This is a genomic window from Sutcliffiella sp. FSL R7-0096 (genome assembly GCF_038595065.1).
In the GTDB taxonomy this organism is placed as follows: Bacteria; Bacillota; Bacilli; order Bacillales; family Bacillaceae_I; genus Sutcliffiella_A.
Genome location: NZ_CP152003.1, coordinates 3,497,506 through 3,515,269, shown reverse-complemented (window position 1 = coordinate 3,515,269; position 17,764 = coordinate 3,497,506). Strand labels below are relative to the sequence as shown.

Below are 17,764 nucleotides of genomic sequence, written 5' to 3'. Positions count from 1 at the left end.
AAGGGATTTTAATATTATGAAATAATTGGAATTAAGCAAACGGCAGGAATGGAATGAATAATAAGGTCTTAAGAGTATTAGAAATGAAGGGTTATATCCACATAGAGATATTTATAAGATTTATCAGTTTAAGTAAAATTGATGGAAATGATTATTGGTTAGGAGGGCGATAGAAAGCACCAGAGAAACCTTAATGAATACTTGGGTAACTTAGTTTTGGTTTTCAAAAGACATCACTCAAAAAAATGAGTCTAATCTAGGTAATCATTTAAAATTGAAGATGTATTTTCAACAATGACATGACATTAGGAAGAAGGAAAAACTATGGTTAGGTTTATGTACATATTTTGTTTGGTTGTATGGGGGCTTAATTTTATTGCAGTGAAGGTTCAAGGAACCCCAGTAAGTTTGGAGCTTTCTTTGACTTATCGGTTAGTAATAACCACTATTTTGTTTTTATTTCTCTTATGGGTTCTCAAACCTAAAAAAGCTCCTGCATTGAAGGATCTTCCATTTGTTGCGGTCTTTGGCATATGTAACTTTGCATTAAGTTATTTATGCCTCTATTATGCTACTATATTAAGCTCCGCAGCACTTGTGACACTAATTTTTTCATTAAAAGTAATTCTAACACCTATTGCACTTAATATTTTTCTTAAAGAGAAGTTACATAGCCGAGTATTAGTTGGAGGAATTCTGGGGGTGTTCGGTGTATGTATTCTAATTTACCCAACTTTGAATCAGTTTCAAGGATTTCAGGATGTAAATGGAATTTTTTTAGCTTTGTTAGGCACAATACTCACATCAGTTGGTGATGCTAGTTCTGCTAGAAATGCTAGTCATAAAATTGATCCGATTTATGCAAATGCTATTGGTTTCACAGTTGGAAGTATATTCATGATAGCTATTGTGATATTCCAAGGACAGAAAATGATAATACCAACTTCAGTAACATATTTATCTGCCTTATTATATTTAACCATAGTTGCTTCTTTTTTAGCTTGGCTGTTTTATTTAAAACTTGTAGAGAAAATAGGTGGCTCAAAAAGTGGTTACATGGTTGCGTTGTTTCCAGCTGTTGGAGGGATAGCATCTGTTTTAATTGGTGAATCAGACCTGTCAGTTTTTCTAACTTTGGGGTGTATATCAAGCAGCTTGGGAGCTGCAATTGCTCTAGGAGTGGGAGTTAGAAAAAATGGAGTTAAACTTCCTAATCAATTTAGTGTATAGAGAGGTTTCTTGGTTACTAGAAGATAAGAATTATTGAGTTACAGTAAAGATTCCACATATGAATGGAAATGGCGCTAGTGCAGGTGCACTTGTATTTTGAATTTGAACAATACTTTGTGGATAAAATTCAAAGATATTCTTTGGCTTTATCTCAAAATCTTCAAGATAATGAAGATAATAATACCAAAGTTGCTAAGCAATTTTTTATCAGATTGGGCAATAATCATTCCGGATATCATTACTCCCATAAAACAGTACCACAAGAATTCTATTTAGCGTTTTATAATTCACTTTTAGCAGCTCCTTACACTTTAGGCTTTTTTTCATATTTGGATTTCCTTACCATTGTAAACTCGTTTTTTTCTGATGTTACTCTCTTAGCATAGGGTAAATCGGCTTTTTTATTCCAAAATTCTCTTAGCGTATGTTTTCCGCGTTTTGTTGGTAGGATCCCGAAATGACCCTGTATCTAGAGTTTCGCATTTCAGGTTATCCCTATATTGTAACGGCGTAATCCCCGTCCATTTCTTGAAGGCGTTGCTGAATGCGCTCGGTTCCGAGAAATGGAGAGCATATGCAATTTCACCTATAGATATATGCAATTGTTCTAAATAACCGATGGACAATTGCTTTCGCACACGAATAGACAATTCGTGATAAGAAGTATTCTCCTTTTTCAAACGAAGTTGTAACGTTCGCACACTCATTTGAAAGTGTTCCGCAGTTTGCCGTAAGGTCGGATAATGGGTCGGAAGACAGTGTTCCAACTATTGCAATACTTCATCCGAGAACGATCCTATCACTTGTAACTTCTCAATGGCTTCTTTGGCAATCGTTTCGAATACGAATAACAATCTTGTATCGGAATACAGAACCGGATTCACCAACAAGTCCTTACTCATACACAGCATTGTGGAATTGTCTCCAAATGTGGGAATCACTCCGAACACAGTTTCATAAGGATGTATTCCCCCCGGTGACTCATGCATAAACCTGACTTCATGCAACGGAACCGTTCGATTACACAGAATTCCGATCAGACGGTAGAGCGAAGTAGCCATACCTTCTGCACAATGGCGGGGAAAATTCCAGTTAGATTGGGTAAACATGCGTATTCTCACATCTTCATCTACGATCTCCCAATCCAGATTGAATCCGCTGCATAACACTTCATTGTAAGTCTGAAACGACTGAAGTGCAGCTTCTATGTTATTGCAATGCATCATGACGTATCCGAGCACGCCCAAATCGGCAAATTCCGTAAACTCCCCCATCTGCAATCCGAAATAATCATCCTGTGTATAGACTGCCGCCGCGTTTGTCAATCTCTCTAACTCCATTGTTGGGATACGCGCATCCTGTTGCGTCAGAACTGTGCTGTCAAACGATACATACCGGAAAAACGAATCTGTGTCCACGCCCTTATGGACAAGCGACTTCATGATTGGATACAGCATGGTAACAGAAACACCCGAATCGATCACCGAATTCTCCCCTTTGCGTAATTTATCAAGTAAAAGTACGTTGTTGATCATTTCATTCCGCCAGTTGCCGGTATATACTAGGGTTGCTATTTTACTATTATATCACAATGAAATTACCGGGGAGGTAAAAGCAATGAAATCGAAAATGCTTGTCATTAACGGCCATCCGGATGGACAGAGCTACTGTGCAACCTTAGCCAAAGCATATACGGAAGGAGTTCAAGAGAACAGCAAAGCCCAAGTCCGAAATATCGACTTAAGCTCAATCTCCTTTGACTTGAATCTGCACCATGGATACGGTAAGCGGACGGAACTGGAAAATGAACTTCTTGAAGCACAGGAGATGATCCGATGGGCGGATCACCTGATATTCGTTTATCCGATATGGTGGGGGAGCACGCCGGCTGTTCTGAAGGGCTTTATCGATCGGGTATTCTTGCCTGGGTTCGCATTCAAATACAGAGAGCATTCACCGTTATGGGATAAGCTTCTATTGGGTAAATCTGCGCACCTGATCGTTACGTCCGACACCCCTGCCTGGTACAATCGACTCGTGTACCATCGGGCCGGGCTGAATGTCATGAAGCGAAACGTACTTCATTTCTGCGGTATCAAACCAGTACGCATAACCGAGATTGGTCCTATCAGACCATCTACATCTGGCCAGCGGGATAAATGGATTGCTCACGTTCGAGAGCTTGGTGCCAAACTCTCCTGATTTTCATGTATGCTATTTGGCGCCCAAATGAACTTGGACAATACCCCCCCTTATTCCGATACAATAAAACCAAGACGGAGGGGAACGCCATGACAAGGCAGCAATATGACCTGGATTTCAAGAAAAGGTTGTCGCCAAAGGCAAAGAAATCTGCAATTTGACCGCTGCAGCCCGGCAACATGAACTGGATCCCAAGATGAAGCTTCGATGGGCCAGAGAATTGGAGCGTGCAGATCTCGATCAGTTAGATGGAACACGCTATAAGCAAGCGGCCTTTGTTCCTAAAGCCACTGTTTATGCAGCGCTTGAAAAGGAACATGAGAAATTGAAAAATCTGTATGCTAAACAGCCATTGGAACGGGAAATCCTTCGAGACCTGCTAAAAAAAGAATCCAAGCTTGCGGATAATATAGAGATTTGCCCAAACATACATTGTCCAAGGATATCCCGTACGACTTGTACTGCGCATGCTGGAAGTGGAGCGCTCCACGTACTATGCATGTTCAAGCACAACCGCTTTCTCAGTGGTATGAGCACCAAATGTGGCTTTGAAAAAAAGTTACACGGTTTTACCCCTTTGGATATGGTTATCTAAAGGACCTGTTGATTGACAATAGAGTTATTCCAGAAAATGGCCAAGATTGTGGAGTAACTCGTACTACGTAGTAGACGAATACTGCGAAGTAAAGTTCTTCAACAATAGGTCGAGATTGTTGGCATATGGATTGAATATTTGTTAAAGAAAACGCATGGATCGGTTTCCATGCGTTTTCATTCTTTATGTGCCTAAAATTTTGCATGATTGTCTGTTACACTTTAGTAAAATAAAGGTTGTCAAACAGCCCTGTTGTTCTTTGCATACAGGATGAAAAATTCATTTAAGAGATTTTTAAGAAGTAAAAGATAAAATGGAAGGCATATAATAAGGGGGATGAAAAATATGAATGATAGCTTAAAAAAATATCAATTAGATAAAGAGTGGGTATCTTTAATAATGGAAGCGAAGAAATTAGGCTTGGGTATTGAAGAAGTAAGGACCTTTATTCAATCCTTTATTAAAACGGATTGAATAAAGGCCCATGGGCGTTATTATTTATTTCAGTAGCGAACGATAAAGTGCTGTTAGACGTTCTCCGGGATCTACCCCTAAATCTTCGGAAAGCTTTTGCTTATAATCATTATATGTTTTCAATGCTTCAGCGTGATTTCCTTTTTGAATGAGAAGATGCATGGTACGCTCAATATTTATATCTAAGTATGGTGCTAACTTTCTTTGAAAATGAAGATAACGTAATGCTTTATTGAAATTATCTCCACTATAGTAATCTATTACTTTTTCTAAAAGGCCAATTAGGTAATTTTCTTTTTCTTGTGCGATTTCATTTGTCCAGTCATAGTGGTTCCATTCCATATATGAACCAGTATAGAGTTTTAGTACTTCATCGATGTGCGGTATATTTGATTCATTTACCATTTCTATATTTATTACTGCCTCATTGAACAAAGTTAAATCGCATCGAATGTAATCCAGTGATAAAATATAGCTCTGATTTGAGAATTTAATACAATTGGAATATCCAAGTGTGCTCAATAATTTCCGCAAATGGGTTAGGCATGTATGGAGGTTGATTTTCGCTTTTTTACAATCTTGATTAGGCCATAGGCTCTCTATAATACGGTCACGAGGTATATATGAGTTCATAAAGGTTACAAAATATGCGAATAACTCCTTTACTTTTGCAGTTTTAAAATGGAGCGGTTCACCATCTTTAAAAAGCTGGAATTCACGAAAGCACTGAATAAATAATGACTCATTCTCCGATTTCCGGTTGACTTTATTGTCGGTGCTTTTTTCCGATAATCGCTTTATGGTTATAGCTAATCGTCTGGGCGTAACTGGTTTTAATAAATAATCAATTGAATTAATTTCAAAAGCCTTTACCGCATACTTTGCATATCCAGTTACAAAAACAATTTGAATAGATGGAGATAAAGAATAAATGTCCTCTGCCAAATCTAAGCCGTTTCCATCAGCCATTTCAATATCTAAAAATACTACATCAACAGATTGCTTCTGAATATCTTCTAAAATATTAGTTTTATTTGTATAAGTATTGATAATATGAATCAAAGGAAATGTTCGAAGTAGATTCGTTAAGTAATTTAATGCTAATATCTCATCATCAACTACTATTGCTTTAATCATTTCATGTCTCCTTTAGTTCTGGGTACACCATTATTTTACAATCAATAAAACCGAACCAAGGAAAAAGCGAAAGATGATAAAGGATGGTCATTTTCTCTTATCATTCCTAATTAAAAACGAAATCGTTGTTCCTTGATCTAATTTACTGCGGATGGTTAATCCTTGACCGTACATTTGCTTCAAACGGCGATCAACATTAATAAGCCCTATACCTCTACTTTGTTCATATTTTACAAATGTAAACAGATTGTGTTGCTTTTCTGAACTTATGCCTTTACCATCATCACTAATTTCGACTTTTAACCCAACCTGTTCATTTGATAGTTTTATAGAAATTGTACCTCCTTCCGGCTTCGTTAAAATTCCATGTTTAACTGCATTTTCGACAAGCGGCTGAATTGTTAAAGGTGGAATCACCCACTCACCCCTGTATTTAAGCTCCCAATTAACTGTAATACGCTCATTAAACCTCTCTTTTTCAATATATAAATACGATTGTACAAGCGAAAGCTCATTTGATAATGGAACAAGCGGTTCTGCATTATTGAAATCAAAACTTAATCGTAAATAATTGCTGAATTCTTCGAGTAACATAAGCATTTTGGATGTATCGGTAACCCCTAGTGCAGCAATCGAATTTAAAGTATTAAAGAGAAAATGTGGCTGAATTTGTGATTGCAGCCATGCACCTTCCATTCTTAAACGTTCCTGTATTGAATGCTTTAGTTCGATCAAACTGCGAATTCGTACCTTTAGTTCCAACGCATCCATTGGTTTGGCGAGATAATCGTTCGCCCCTGCATGAAACCCTGTATACACTTCTTCTGGTTTACTTCGAGCTGTTAATAATAAAATCGGAAGCTCAGAAATAGAAAAATGGTTTCGGATTTTTCTTGTTAATTCGTAGCCGGACATTGCAGGCATCATCACATCGGCAATAATTATATCCCAACCTTCGTCCAACCGCTTTAAAACATCTTCACCGCTTGTGGCTGTTTCAATTGAATACCCTTCCGTTAAGAGAATGTTTTTAAGAACATGAAGGTTCACTGGATCATCATCAACGGCCAAGATTTTTGGCTTGTTATGACCATGCTCATTCTTTGTAGGCATGTGAACTTCTGATGCAGCTATCTCTTGATAAACCATGTCTTCTTGGCTGGTGGACGGAGTATAACTTTTTTCTTCAAGCTTCCTCTCATCATCCTGAGCGAGCGGTAATGTAAAGGTGAATACGGAGCCTTTTAAAGGTGTGGATTGAACGGTTAAGGTTCCGTTATGCATCGTGATTAACTCACGGCAAATGCTCAGCCCCAGCCCAAATCCACCTTGTTCATCGTAGAAATCCTTTGTTCCTTGTTCATACGGAAGGAAAACCCGCTTCTGTGTTTCTTGATTCATTCCGATGCCTGAATCCTTGATACGGATGACTGCCTGATTTTTTCGCAACTCTGCTTCAACCGCGATTACCCCTTTCTCTGTAAATTTCACCGCATTATGAAGCAAATTAAAAATAATTTGTCCGAGCCGGATTTCATCCGCATAAACACGCGGAAAGTCCTTAGGGATGTCTAACTGAAAGTGAAGATTCTTCGCGTTCATCATAAACCGTTGAACATTGACAGCGGTTGTTACGGTAGGAAGAAGGGCGATTGGCTGTTTATTCAAGCTGATTTTGTTTTGCTGCATTTTCGTGACATCAATTAAATCGTTTAATAAATAGGACATCCGCCGACCTATGATCATGAGAAGCCCTAGATTTTTTTTGCTTTGAGACGTAAGTCGTGACTTTTCTTGGTCAATGACGCTTTGCGCCATATTGATCATCCCGTGCAGAGGATTACGAAGCTCGTGGGAAGTATTGGCTAAAAATTGATCTTTTTTAACATGCTCCTTTTGAAGCTTTTCCACGAGCTCACGAATGTCGTCATCTGCGCGAAAGAAGCGAATAAACCAAAAGGTAGAAAACGTCAAAAATGCAAGCGTCAAATCAACTGGATAAAAGCTAGGATCGATCATGCTAATTATCCCTAAATCGAATGAGTGCACTCTGTTTGCAAAGGATGACCATAGGATGCTTGAAGCCACACTAATAGCAGCGAGCAGTAAAAAGAGGGAATCTTTCTCTTTTTTTACGATTACTTGAGTCACAAGTAAAATGATGGCTGTAAACGGTATTGCAAGTACAAATAGCAGCAATATGGACCATTCCCGTATCATTGTGGCAGGAGATATGACAATAAACACCGCGTATAACCCGCAAAGTCCAGAAATCCATCGGACTACTTGATTTCGATTGTAATTAGTAAATAGATACCTCACAAACAATAAAAAGAAAAGGGAAAGACCGGTATACGACAGATACGCAAGCTTAACAAACAGTTCATAGTTTAATGGTATCCAATGGAAAATGAGGTGATCATCACTAACCAAAACGGATAGAGAGGATAGTAACACGGCCACCATAAAATACAATAGCTCGATTTTTTTCGGGCGAATGAAATAAAGAATACAGGCATATATCCCGTTAATCAGCATGATCGCAGCCACCATAAGCTGCATAGCCACTGATCTCCAATGCTCTTGAATGATAGCGGCTTCTGTTCCGAAGCGGATCGAATTTAATATACCACCATCATAGATTTCATTACTAGAAGAAACAGCAATTACTAGGTGAATCCATCCCGTTTCATCAGGCGTCACTGTTAAAATGGACGATACAAGTGAGGACTGCTGAATCTTCATTGTTTCATTAGGAGCAGTACGCTGTTCGATTTGATCTCCGTTTACGTATAGGATAAAAGAGCCTGCAATTCGCCTAACTTTCAAACCGTATCGCTCTTTGTCGTCTGGTACATGGATCCACAATTCGTAAGTGCCTACTTGTTCCTTTTGGTTTGCAAAAGTGGGAAACTCCCTCCACCCGCGCGGGACTTGAATGGTTCTCTGATCTGCCGCAGCTTCCAGCTCTTTAGGCGTAGCAAATACATTCGGATAAAATGACCATTCCCCATCAAGGGCAACTGTGGCTTTATCAGACAATGGAAGCTGAGAAATGTCAAAGATTCCTTGCTCAGCAAATGGTTGATTTAGCGGTAAATGGTTGATAAACCAAATGGCTCGAAAGCTTGTAAGGAAAATAATAAAGACAATAACAATTGTCAGGATTCTTCGCATAGAGATGTTTTCTCTTCCCATAATCTATCCTAAATTACTCCTTCTAAAAAAACTTTTATTTATGTATAGTTCTTCCTTTATATAAGTTGCCAGATTAGGAAGTTATTTGCAATACTAAAGGTGATAATAATAAATACTATTAGAGAAAGGGAGCCTTTAACCAAAGTTTCTTTTAGAGTTTGAGTATAAAGAATAGTAATTAATAAGATTTGATTAATAATTCGGAAATGATAAGAGTTTGTTTCTTGTTCAGCATTAGGGCCAGATTTCTGGAGCAACTATTCAAATAAGGGGTACCACCACATCCTAATAAGCTAACAGTTCCTAGAACATAAAAATGATAATTCTCTTTGGCTATTTATGGAATTCAGTTCATTTTTAGGTAATGTAGTTTCGTTAGGAAAAGTAGGATTAAATACTTGCATTTTTAATATAAATAAGTTAAATTGTTTGATGTATCAATTATTGACCTATCAAATATTTATTCAACATGAAAGAAGGAATGGGTTTTGACAATATTCTGTTCACAAGAAGCTGAGATATTATATCAACTGCAATCCGTAAACAAAGTGATTAGCACGAAGTTTGAAGTATGTACCGGTATCAGCCAAACTCGTTTAGAGTTACTCGCTTTGCTTTATCAGTTTGATGAAATTAGTCAAAGTGACCTTCAAAAAAAGATGAATATCGATGGTGCTGCTATTACAAGACACGTCAAACAGCTTGAATCCAAAGGAATGGTGTCTAGAAGAAGGAAGTCTGTGGACAATCGTATAATACTTGTTCACTTAACTGAGCAAGGGCGAGAGAGAATCGAGTCTTCTAAAAAAGAAAAAGAGCGTTTCATAAAGGAAATGTTCGCAAATATCAGCGAAGAAAAACGTCTTGTTCTTAAGGATGTTTTGTTGCAGATGCAGAAAAATATAGAAAATATTAAAGTATAGAGGAGTGTTTACACATGATAACTTCATTAAAAACAAACGATTTTATGAAAATCATGAAAGGGCGACGATCCATTCGTAACTATGATCCATCAGTCAAAATCAGCAAAGAAGAGATGACTGAAATACTAGAGGAAGCGACTACTGCTCCATCTTCAGTCAATGCACAGCCATGGCGTTTTCTTGTCATTGAAAGCCCAGAAGGTAAAGAGAAACTAACGAAGCTTGCTAAATTTAATCAGTCACAAGTCACCACTTCATCTGCCGTAATTGCAGTATTTGCAGATATGAACAATGCAGACTATTTAGAAGGAATTTACTCAAAAGCCGTTGACCTAGGCTACATGCCACAGGAGGTAAAAGACAGGCAAATGGAGGCTTTAATGGCACATTTTGAGCAGCTTCCGGCCCAAGTAAATCGGGAAACCATTCTGGTTGACGCTGGCCTCGTCTCCATGCAGCTTATGCTGACAGCACGTACACACGGATATGATACAAACCCAATTGGGGGCTATGATAAAGAAAATATCGCTGAAATCTTCGGATTGGAAAAAGAGCGCTATGTACCGGTCATGCTTCTTTCCATCGGAAAAGCAGCTGACGAAGGATATGCTTCATACCGTCTCCCTGTCGATAGAATTGCACAATGGAAATAATACAAATTGATTAGGAAAGGGCAGTGTGGTCTGTGGAAATACTAGCGGCGATTTTAGTTGGGATCGTAGCATTAGAACATTTATTTATTATGATACTTGAAATATTTTTTATTGATTCAAAAATGGCAAAACGATCTTTCAATTTACCGAAGCATTTAGAAGGAGATCGAAATGTAGCCGTCATGTTTGCAAATCAAGGGCTATATAATGGATTTTTAGCAGCTGGTCTTATTTGGGGACTCATACTTGGATTCAATTCAATTGGTTATATGATTCAGTTGTTTTTCTTAATTTGTGTGGTGGTGGCAGCTATTTTCGGAGGCTTTACATCCAACAAATCAATTATTGTGAAACAAGGACTTCCAGCTATTTTAGCATTGGTTGCCCTTTTATCTGTAATGTAGAACCCGAGCTTATTAATAACAACTTGTTAAATCAAAGAAGTGATGTATCTGAATGAAAATGGACTTACAATGGGGCAATGGAAACGGATTTACTATTCGATGATTTGGAAGAATTATCTTTAATCATAGAAAAAGTAAGTAATATTGAATCTTGTTAAACAGGTGCAAAATGTTCAATAAATGCGAGTCGATTTTAACAATTATTAACAACCTGGAGCGGTTGTTGAAGATTAAAGATAGAAAATGATCAATCTTTTTTATAAAAACCAATCTTAAATCTGTTGAAAAAGAATCCATTTCAATCAAACTTTTTTCAAAATGGATTAACATGCTGGGTTAGGGCGTATTTTTGATCAAACTTTGTTCCAAACCAACAACAACCACTCCTTACGTTTTATGTAGGAGTGGTTGTTAAAGTAAATAATGTCTATTTTTCCTTTAGGAACTTCTCGAAGTTTCCTAATAACTCAAATTCATAATCGAGATTTAAATCGTTGGCATGATTCTCTCTCGATTAGATTTACTTTCAACTTTTCTACATTTCCGCGTTGTGTCTTTTGCTCAATTGATTCTATTAATAATGTTGCTGCTTTTTTCCCTAATTCAGCAAATGGCATATCAACTGTCGTTAATGCTGGAGATAAATATTGCGAAAAAATGGCATTATCAAAGCCTATAATAGAAATATCATCCGGTATTTTGAGCCCTAATTCTTCTACGGCTTTATAAGCACCTACGGCCATTGTATCATTGCTCAAAAATAGTGCAGTTGGAGGATTAGGTTTACCTAAAATATACTTGGCCCCATTATAACCACTACTTTCCATGAAGTCCCCTTCATATATGAAATTTTCATCTAGTATTATATTGTACTTTTTTAATGTATCTTTATAACCCTCTAGTCTTTCCATTGCAGATAACTTTTTTAAATTTCCAGTAATCATACCAATTTTTTTATGGCCCAATTCAACTAAATATGAAATAGCCTTACAACTACCTTCATAGTTATTTGCATTTACATAGATAGCATTATGATTTATATTATGAATGTCATTTGTATCAATTAGAGCAAGAAAATACTCCTGTTCAATAAGCTTAAAGAGTAATTCGTTATCTGTATCTTCGGTTCCAACAAAGATGGCACCATCTATCATTTTTTGCGAAAAAACATTCTCCACTCTTTTTACGTCATCTTTTGAATAGACAATTGAAATTAACACATAATAGTCTAATTTATTTGCTTGGTCACTAATTGCATTAATGATAGGTGAGAAAAAAGGATTATTATATATAAGTGTATCATCTGTTGTTTTTAAGTGGTGTGGGGCACTCCCTTCTTTTACATCAAATACAAATATGGCGATCATATTATTTCTTATTCCTGCAAGTTTACGGGCAGAAGCATTTGGAACATAATTATACTCCTTAATTGCCTTCCATACCTTATCACGAGTTGCTTGAGGTATATCGGGATAATTATTAATTACTCTCGAAATAGTGCTTCTTGAAATACCTAGAAGTTTAGCTAAATCTTCACTACGCATACAACCTTACACCTACTAAATCATATATTTCCCCTTATTATACCAAATTTTTCAGTATGTTTGCATAATTACTAAAGCATGCTTCTGATGTATCTATTTCAAAAAATTATATGGTAAAAGACCATTCATTCCCTTTATAAAAAGGTTGCCACAAAGCTTTTACCCATTGCGACAACCTCAGTATTACATGTGATGTTTCACAATTAAACCCTTGAAGTATCTATTGAATCTTAGTTTTCTTATGTTTCTTGTGCTTATGATTTTTCTCATTGTAACAATCTAGTTCATCAAGTGGTGTATACTTCACCCAATCGTACTGGGAAATTACAGGGGTATCTGCTCCATTAAATTTACCAGTCCATTCATCAACTCCAATACCAGGCCATAAGTTCATCATTATTTTCTGTGGAGTTTGTGGTATATTTTCTGTTGCCGTATGAACCAGTTCACCATTTACAAACCAACGAATAGAATCTGGTCTCCACTCAAATGCGTACGTATTGAAGTCATCTGCTGCATCAAATCCTAATTCATGGTAATGCTCATTCCCGCCTACTCCGTTTGTAAAATAATTAAATTGTATTTTAGTGGTATCTTTACCTAAAAATTCGATGTCAATTTCATCCCATGGATCACCATCCCAATCCCAAGGTCCAGTATAAGTGAATAATGAAGAGACGGTTCCAGTTGATTTTGCAGGTTTCATACTCACTTCAAACAACCCGTAATGATAGAAATCGTTTGTCCGAAGTTCTCCAGCCTTGTATTGTTGGCTTGCGGTTTCATCGTCTTCTTTATCAATTTGCAACATCATTGTACCTTCAGAAATTGTAACTTGTTCTGGATACCATGTCGCATTAAACATTTCTCCATTTGTCCAAATTCCTGCTTTGGACCAACGTTCTGAGTCATAAGAATCAAATGTTTCAAGAAATGCAGTCCCAATTGGTCTTTCTGCTGCTTTTGCACCAGTCATAACTCCTCCAAACAATAATGAAAACATCGTTAATAAAACAAATACCTTTTTCTTTAACATACTTAACCTCCTACTAACGCGCGTTAAATTCATGTAAAAAAATATGTTATTCTATTCAACTAACGCGCGTTAATTAATTTTCAAAAAAATAAAGCTAATCTCGTAGAATGGATAAAATATTATTAAATTAATTGAAAGCACCATCTCCTATCCTTTAATATTTTCTATTCGCAAACTATTCTTAGGTGTTGTAATCGCTTACACTTAAAATTATATAATAACTGTAAATAAACTACAATACATTGTTGTCATGAGAAATAAAAGTATGGAACTATATGAAAGTTGGAAAGCTTTGCCCCTTTGAATATGATTATTCTAAAGTGTTGTTTTTGTGTCGAAAAGAAAAAGGCAACATCTATAATTGATAAGTGGATTAAAGAGGGTTAGGAACTGGCAGTGTGGCAGATTATCAGCATTGGCTTAAAATTCAGTTGTTACTTTTTACAATCATGTTTTAAAAACTAGGGGGAATTAAATTATGAGTGGAATTGCTAAAACTCCTCATCCGCCTTATTATGCGGTAATATTTGCTTCACAACGAACTGAGAATGACAGAGGTTATGGGAAAATGGCTGAAAAAATGGTAGAGTTAGCTTCTCAACAGGAAGGTTTCTTAGGTGTGGAAAGTGCTCGTGATGAGGGATTGGGAATCACAGTTTCTTACTGGGAATCTCTTGATTCGATAAAGAAATGGAAAGAACATTTAGCACATCAAGTTGTACAAGACAGAGGAAAAACAGAATGGTATAAAAATTTTGCTCTTAGAGTCTGTAAAGTGGAGAGAGATAGGTTTTTCGAAATGTAATTCATATCTTGTCTTCTTGAAGCCCGTGAGTGAAATGAGAGGGAAGAAATAAGAAAGTGCAAATTAATGAAGAAATCAAAATGGAGGAAAAACTGGAAAAAGACATTACAGGCGTAACTTGTATTTATATTCCCGTCAAAAACGTTTACGAGTCTATTAAATGGTATCAAAAAAATTTAGGTTATGAACCTACAAACCATAATCCTGTTAAGCCGGGGATGGAAAAATCGATCTTAAGATTTCCTGATCATAATGGGAATTTTCCTGGACCGGGTCTAAGGCAAACGGTACCAGCTATATTTCTTGTGACCGCAAAGGGAGGGGCCGGGAGTTTAGGTTTTACGGATGAAAACAGTGATCGACACCCTATAGTTTGTTTCATTACTCCCCGTATCCAAGAAATGTACAATCGTTTCAAGGAGGAAAATGGAGTAAACATTGTATCTGAAAGTCCGAAAAATATGCTTTTGGATCTAACTTTAAATTTTGCGATCCAGATGGGAATATGTTAGAAATATGGCAGCCTTAAAACAATTAGTTATTCAAGATAATGGCGCGAACCTTTAACAAGGATCAGCGCTCGTTTTTTATTTTGGCGCTAGTTTACCCGAACTAACTTATTGTGGAAACAATGGAAATTTGAGATGATGTAATAAAGATTTTTGAGTTCATTTTGTAAAAAGGGGAAACGTTGGCTTACTCTTGATGAAGCGTTGACAAGGTATGATAATGAAGTGAACGAATATTCAAAAAAATATAATAGTAATTTACAAACTTGCAGGGGCTCGTGTATAATTTAAGAAAGTTTATAAATTAGCTGATGAGTCTTTGAGAGACAGCTTTTTGTACCAAAGGGGAAATCCTTCCACTTTGGTACAAAAGCTGTCTTTTTTGCTTCTGAAAGAAACCGCTTCCAAATATGTAAACTTTTATATTATTTTAAGGGAGGAAAATAAATGTCTGCTTTTTTAGGTGAAGTAATTGGTACGATGATTTTAATTATTTTTGGAGGAGGAGTTGTTGCAGGCGTCGTTCTAAAAAAATCAAAAGCGGAAAACTCCGGATGGATTGTCATTACAATGGGATGGGGGTTTGCTGTAGCATTTGGTGTCTATGCTGTGGGAGGTATTAGTGGAGCACATCTTAATCCAGCGGTAACGCTTGGATTGGCGTCCATTGGGGAATTTGCCTGGGCGGAAGTGCCAGGTTATATTGCAGCGCAGATACTGGGGGCATTCATAGGAGCTACAATTGTTTACTTGCATTATCTGCCACATTGGAGAGAAACAGTGGACCAGGGAGCAAAACTAGCAGTATTTTCAACAGGTCCAGCTATACGCCACACTCCATCAAATTTAATTAGTGAAATTTTGGGTACAGCGATTTTACTATTTGGTCTTCTATGTATTGGTGCGAATGAATTTACAGAAGGGTTAAATCCATTAATCGTCGGTTTCTTTATTGTAGCAATCGGACTTTCACTTGGCGGTACAACGGGATATGCGATAAACCCTGCTCGTGATTTAGGTCCACGTATTGCACATGCTTTGTTACCGATTGCGGGGAAAGGTTCATCTGATTGGAAATATGCATGGATTCCAGTTGTAGGTCCATTCCTTGGAGGAGTTTTAGGGGCGAAGTTTTATCAGGTAGTGTTTACCAATGGATCTGAGACAGGTTTATTCATTCTTACTCTAGTTATAGCGGCTGTAGTTATAGCGGCAAAAGTGATGCCAGTTGCAACACCGGTGGAAATAGAAGCGAAAAAGAAGGCAGCATCCTAAAGTAATAGATAACATTGGTTTTTAAGTTAGTGGATATCGTTTTGAATGATATACGAACATATTGAGGGGGAAATGAGATGAAAAAAAAATACATTCTTGCTTTAGACCAAGGTACAACCAGCTCAAGGGCAATCTTGTTTAACAAAGGCGGGGAGATTGTTCATACTGCCCAAAAGGAATTTACACAGTATTTTCCTAAGCCGGGCTGGGTCGAGCATGATGCAAATGAAATTTGGGGGTCAGTTCTTGCTGTTATTGCGGGTGTCTTATCGGAGGCGGAAGTGAAGCCGAGTGAAATTGCTGCAATTGGTATTACGAATCAAAGAGAAACTGCAGTTGTATGGGATAAGAATACTGGAAAGCCAGTTTATAATGCGATTGTATGGCAATCACGTCAAACAGCTGATATTTGTGAAGAGCTCAAAGCCAAAGGGCATAATGAATTATTTAGAAAGAAAACAGGTTTATTAATAGATGCATATTTTTCAGGCACAAAAGTGAAATGGATATTAGACAAAGTGGATGGTGCTAGAATAAAAGCTGAAAATGGTGAGCTGCTTTTTGGGACGATTGATTCATGGTTAATCTGGAAGCTGAGTGGAGGAATGGCACATGTAACCGATTATACAAATGCTTCAAGAACGCTTATGTATAATATTTATGATCTGAAATGGGATCAGGAGCTGCTGGATATTTTAGATGTTCCTGCATCGATGCTGCCAAAGGTACGTTCTTCATCGGAAATATATGCCCATACGGCAGATTACCATTTCTTTGGGGAGATTGTGCCGATCGCAGGAGCAGCAGGCGATCAGCAAGCGGCTTTATTCGGTCAAGCATGCTTTGAGAAGGGCATGGCGAAAAACACTTATGGTACAGGCTGCTTCATGTTAATGAATACGGGTGAGACGCCAGTTCCGTCCAAAAATGGCTTATTGACAACAATAGCTTGGGGAATTGACGGGAAGGTTGAGTATGCTTTAGAAGGAAGTATTTTTGTAGCTGGATCAGCCATTCAATGGTTGCGTGACGGATTACGGATGATTAAAGCAGCTCCGGATACGGAAGAGTATGCGACTCGCGTAGAATCAACAGACGGGGTCTACGTTGTCCCAGCATTTGTTGGACTTGGAACTCCTTATTGGGATAGCGATGCCAGAGGTGCAATTTTCGGGTTAACACGCGGTACGTCAAAAGAGCATTTTATCCGTGCAACACTTGAATCTCTTGCGTATCAGACAAGAGATGTATTACAGGCAATGGAGGCGGATTCAGGAATAAAACTGAAAAAGCTTCGTACTGATGGTGGTGCAGTTAAAAATAACTTCTTAATGAAATTCCAAAGTGATATACTCAATGTCCCTGTTGAACGCCCGCAAGTAAATGAAACGACGGCACTTGGTGCAGCATATTTAGCCGGTCTTGCAATCGGTTTTTGGAAAAGTCGTGATGAAATTGCTGAAAACTGGATGATCGATCATACATTTGAGGTAACGATGAACGAAGAAACACGTACGAATTTATATGATGGATGGAAAAAAGCTGTTGAATCGACTATGGGATTCAAACCGGTTGTTCGGTCACTAAAAGAAGAGCAATCTGTATAACTCTTTACGAAGAAATTCATGATGTGTTAGACTGATGATAAGTTAATAAAAGGTCTGGGTATATGAGGAGACCACGGCATCTTGTAAACATTTTTAATGTGTTTACAAGACTGTTGTGGTCTCTTTTTTTATTGGCCCTGCAAAGCACGACAGATAATAAAAAAAGCAACAA

At 37.5% G+C, this 17,764-nt stretch carries 18 protein-coding genes; 12 read left to right on the top strand and 6 right to left on the bottom strand.

Going from position 1 to position 17,764, the window contains the following annotated elements:
• The first annotated feature begins 324 nt into the window (after positions 1-324).
• Positions 325-1,230, top strand: a complete 906-nt coding sequence (locus MKY77_RS17985; RefSeq protein ID WP_339147148.1) for a DMT family transporter — start codon at positions 325-327, stop codon at positions 1,228-1,230.
• Positions 1,231-1,292: 62 nt separating this feature from the next.
• Positions 1,293-1,616, top strand: coding sequence for a hypothetical protein (locus MKY77_RS17980; protein ID WP_339147147.1), 324 nt, complete (start codon positions 1,293-1,295; stop codon positions 1,614-1,616).
• 15 nt (positions 1,617-1,631) lie between these two features.
• Here MKY77_RS17980 and MKY77_RS17975 read toward each other — a convergent pair whose 3' ends face one another.
• Both MKY77_RS17975 and MKY77_RS17970 read right to left on the bottom strand, forming a co-directional pair.
• Complete coding sequence (locus MKY77_RS17975; protein ID WP_339147146.1) at positions 1,632-1,997, bottom strand: helix-turn-helix transcriptional regulator; 366 nt, start codon at positions 1,995-1,997, stop codon at positions 1,632-1,634.
• A complete protein-coding gene (locus tag MKY77_RS17970; RefSeq protein WP_339147145.1) occupies positions 1,998-2,765 on the bottom strand; it encodes an AraC family transcriptional regulator in 768 nt (255 codons plus the stop codon).
• A gap of 82 nt (positions 2,766-2,847) precedes the next feature.
• On the opposite strand from MKY77_RS17970, the gene MKY77_RS17965 reads away from it, so the two are divergent.
• The 3 genes from MKY77_RS17965 to MKY77_RS17955 all read left to right on the top strand — a co-directional run bounded on the left by MKY77_RS17965 (position 2,848) and on the right by MKY77_RS17955 (position 4,501).
• Complete coding sequence (locus tag MKY77_RS17965) at positions 2,848-3,432, top strand: NAD(P)H-dependent oxidoreductase (protein ID WP_339147144.1); 585 nt, start codon at positions 2,848-2,850, stop codon at positions 3,430-3,432.
• A gap of 196 nt (positions 3,433-3,628) precedes the next feature.
• Positions 3,629-4,027 (top strand): hypothetical protein, encoded by a 399-nt coding sequence (locus MKY77_RS17960; protein ID WP_339147143.1) that lies wholly within the window; start codon positions 3,629-3,631, stop codon positions 4,025-4,027.
• A gap of 345 nt (positions 4,028-4,372) precedes the next feature.
• Positions 4,373-4,501 (top strand): anti-repressor SinI family protein, encoded by a 129-nt coding sequence (locus MKY77_RS17955; protein WP_339147142.1) that lies wholly within the window; start codon positions 4,373-4,375, stop codon positions 4,499-4,501.
• A 24-nt stretch (positions 4,502-4,525) separates the two neighbouring features.
• On the opposite strand, the gene MKY77_RS17950 is transcribed toward MKY77_RS17955, so the two are convergent.
• Positions 4,526-5,638, bottom strand: a complete 1,113-nt coding sequence (locus MKY77_RS17950; RefSeq protein WP_339147140.1) for a response regulator — start codon at positions 5,636-5,638, stop codon at positions 4,526-4,528.
• Between the two features lie 87 nt (positions 5,639-5,725).
• Positions 5,726-8,836, bottom strand: coding sequence for an ATP-binding protein (locus MKY77_RS17945; protein ID WP_339147138.1), 3,111 nt, complete (start codon positions 8,834-8,836; stop codon positions 5,726-5,728).
• Positions 8,837-9,324: 488 nt separating this feature from the next.
• Here MKY77_RS17945 and MKY77_RS17940 point away from each other — a divergent pair, with 488 nt between their 5' ends.
• From MKY77_RS17940 to MKY77_RS17930, 3 genes are read left to right on the top strand one after another with little or no spacing between them, the layout of a single operon-like run.
• Positions 9,325-9,759 carry a MarR family transcriptional regulator gene (locus MKY77_RS17940; protein WP_339147137.1) on the top strand — a complete coding sequence of 145 codons (435 nt, stop codon included), beginning with the start codon at positions 9,325-9,327 and terminating at the stop codon, positions 9,757-9,759.
• A gap of 14 nt (positions 9,760-9,773) precedes the next feature.
• Positions 9,774-10,412, top strand: a complete 639-nt coding sequence (locus tag MKY77_RS17935) for a nitroreductase family protein (protein WP_339147136.1) — start codon at positions 9,774-9,776, stop codon at positions 10,410-10,412.
• A 32-nt stretch (positions 10,413-10,444) separates the two neighbouring features.
• Entirely contained in the window at positions 10,445-10,816 is a 372-nt protein-coding gene (locus tag MKY77_RS17930; protein ID WP_339147135.1) for a DUF1304 domain-containing protein, read from the top strand.
• Positions 10,817-11,289: 473 nt separating this feature from the next.
• Here MKY77_RS17930 and MKY77_RS17925 read toward each other — a convergent pair whose 3' ends face one another.
• Positions 11,290-12,360 (bottom strand): LacI family DNA-binding transcriptional regulator, encoded by a 1,071-nt coding sequence (locus tag MKY77_RS17925; RefSeq protein WP_339147134.1) that lies wholly within the window; start codon positions 12,358-12,360, stop codon positions 11,290-11,292.
• A 220-nt stretch (positions 12,361-12,580) separates the two neighbouring features.
• Positions 12,581-13,396, bottom strand: coding sequence for a glycoside hydrolase family 16 protein (locus tag MKY77_RS17920; protein WP_339147133.1), 816 nt, complete (start codon positions 13,394-13,396; stop codon positions 12,581-12,583).
• A gap of 478 nt (positions 13,397-13,874) precedes the next feature.
• On the opposite strand from MKY77_RS17920, the gene MKY77_RS17915 reads away from it, so the two are divergent.
• From MKY77_RS17915 to glpK, 4 genes are all read left to right on the top strand, one after another.
• Complete coding sequence (locus MKY77_RS17915; protein WP_339147132.1) at positions 13,875-14,201, top strand: antibiotic biosynthesis monooxygenase; 327 nt, start codon at positions 13,875-13,877, stop codon at positions 14,199-14,201.
• Positions 14,202-14,257: 56 nt separating this feature from the next.
• Positions 14,258-14,713, top strand: a complete 456-nt coding sequence (locus MKY77_RS17910; RefSeq protein ID WP_339147131.1) for a hypothetical protein — start codon at positions 14,258-14,260, stop codon at positions 14,711-14,713.
• Between the two features lie 444 nt (positions 14,714-15,157).
• Positions 15,158-15,985: an MIP/aquaporin family protein gene (locus MKY77_RS17905; protein WP_339147130.1), complete on the top strand. Its 828-nt coding sequence runs from the start codon at positions 15,158-15,160 to the stop codon at positions 15,983-15,985.
• 77 nt (positions 15,986-16,062) lie between these two features.
• Positions 16,063-17,592 carry a glycerol kinase GlpK gene (gene glpK, locus MKY77_RS17900; RefSeq protein WP_339147128.1) on the top strand — a complete coding sequence of 510 codons (1,530 nt, stop codon included), beginning with the start codon at positions 16,063-16,065 and terminating at the stop codon, positions 17,590-17,592.
• Positions 17,593-17,764 lie beyond the last annotated feature (172 nt).

Coding starts and splice junctions, on each gene's coding strand:
- MKY77_RS17905 (WP_339147130.1), top strand. CDS start 15,158: ATGTCTGCTTTTTTAGGTGAAGTAATTGGTACGATGATTTTAATTATT.
- MKY77_RS17915 (WP_339147132.1), top strand. CDS start 13,875: ATGAGTGGAATTGCTAAAACTCCTCATCCGCCTTATTATGCGGTAATA.
- MKY77_RS17965 (WP_339147144.1), top strand. CDS start 2,848: ATGAAATCGAAAATGCTTGTCATTAACGGCCATCCGGATGGACAGAGC.
- MKY77_RS17925 (WP_339147134.1), bottom strand. CDS start 12,360: ATGCGTAGTGAAGATTTAGCTAAACTTCTAGGTATTTCAAGAAGCACT.
- MKY77_RS17980 (WP_339147147.1), top strand. CDS start 1,293: ATGGAAATGGCGCTAGTGCAGGTGCACTTGTATTTTGAATTTGAACAA.
- MKY77_RS17920 (WP_339147133.1), bottom strand. CDS start 13,396: ATGTTAAAGAAAAAGGTATTTGTTTTATTAACGATGTTTTCATTATTG.
- MKY77_RS17955 (WP_339147142.1), top strand. CDS start 4,373: ATGAATGATAGCTTAAAAAAATATCAATTAGATAAAGAGTGGGTATCT.
- MKY77_RS17950 (WP_339147140.1), bottom strand. CDS start 5,638: ATGATTAAAGCAATAGTAGTTGATGATGAGATATTAGCATTAAATTAC.
- MKY77_RS17970 (WP_339147145.1), bottom strand. CDS start 2,765: ATGATCAACAACGTACTTTTACTTGATAAATTACGCAAAGGGGAGAAT.
- MKY77_RS17985 (WP_339147148.1), top strand. CDS start 325: ATGGTTAGGTTTATGTACATATTTTGTTTGGTTGTATGGGGGCTTAAT.
- MKY77_RS17960 (WP_339147143.1), top strand. CDS start 3,629: ATGAAGCTTCGATGGGCCAGAGAATTGGAGCGTGCAGATCTCGATCAG.
- glpK (WP_339147128.1), top strand. CDS start 16,063: ATGAAAAAAAAATACATTCTTGCTTTAGACCAAGGTACAACCAGCTCA.
- MKY77_RS17945 (WP_339147138.1), bottom strand. CDS start 8,836: ATGGGAAGAGAAAACATCTCTATGCGAAGAATCCTGACAATTGTTATT.
- MKY77_RS17935 (WP_339147136.1), top strand. CDS start 9,774: ATGATAACTTCATTAAAAACAAACGATTTTATGAAAATCATGAAAGGG.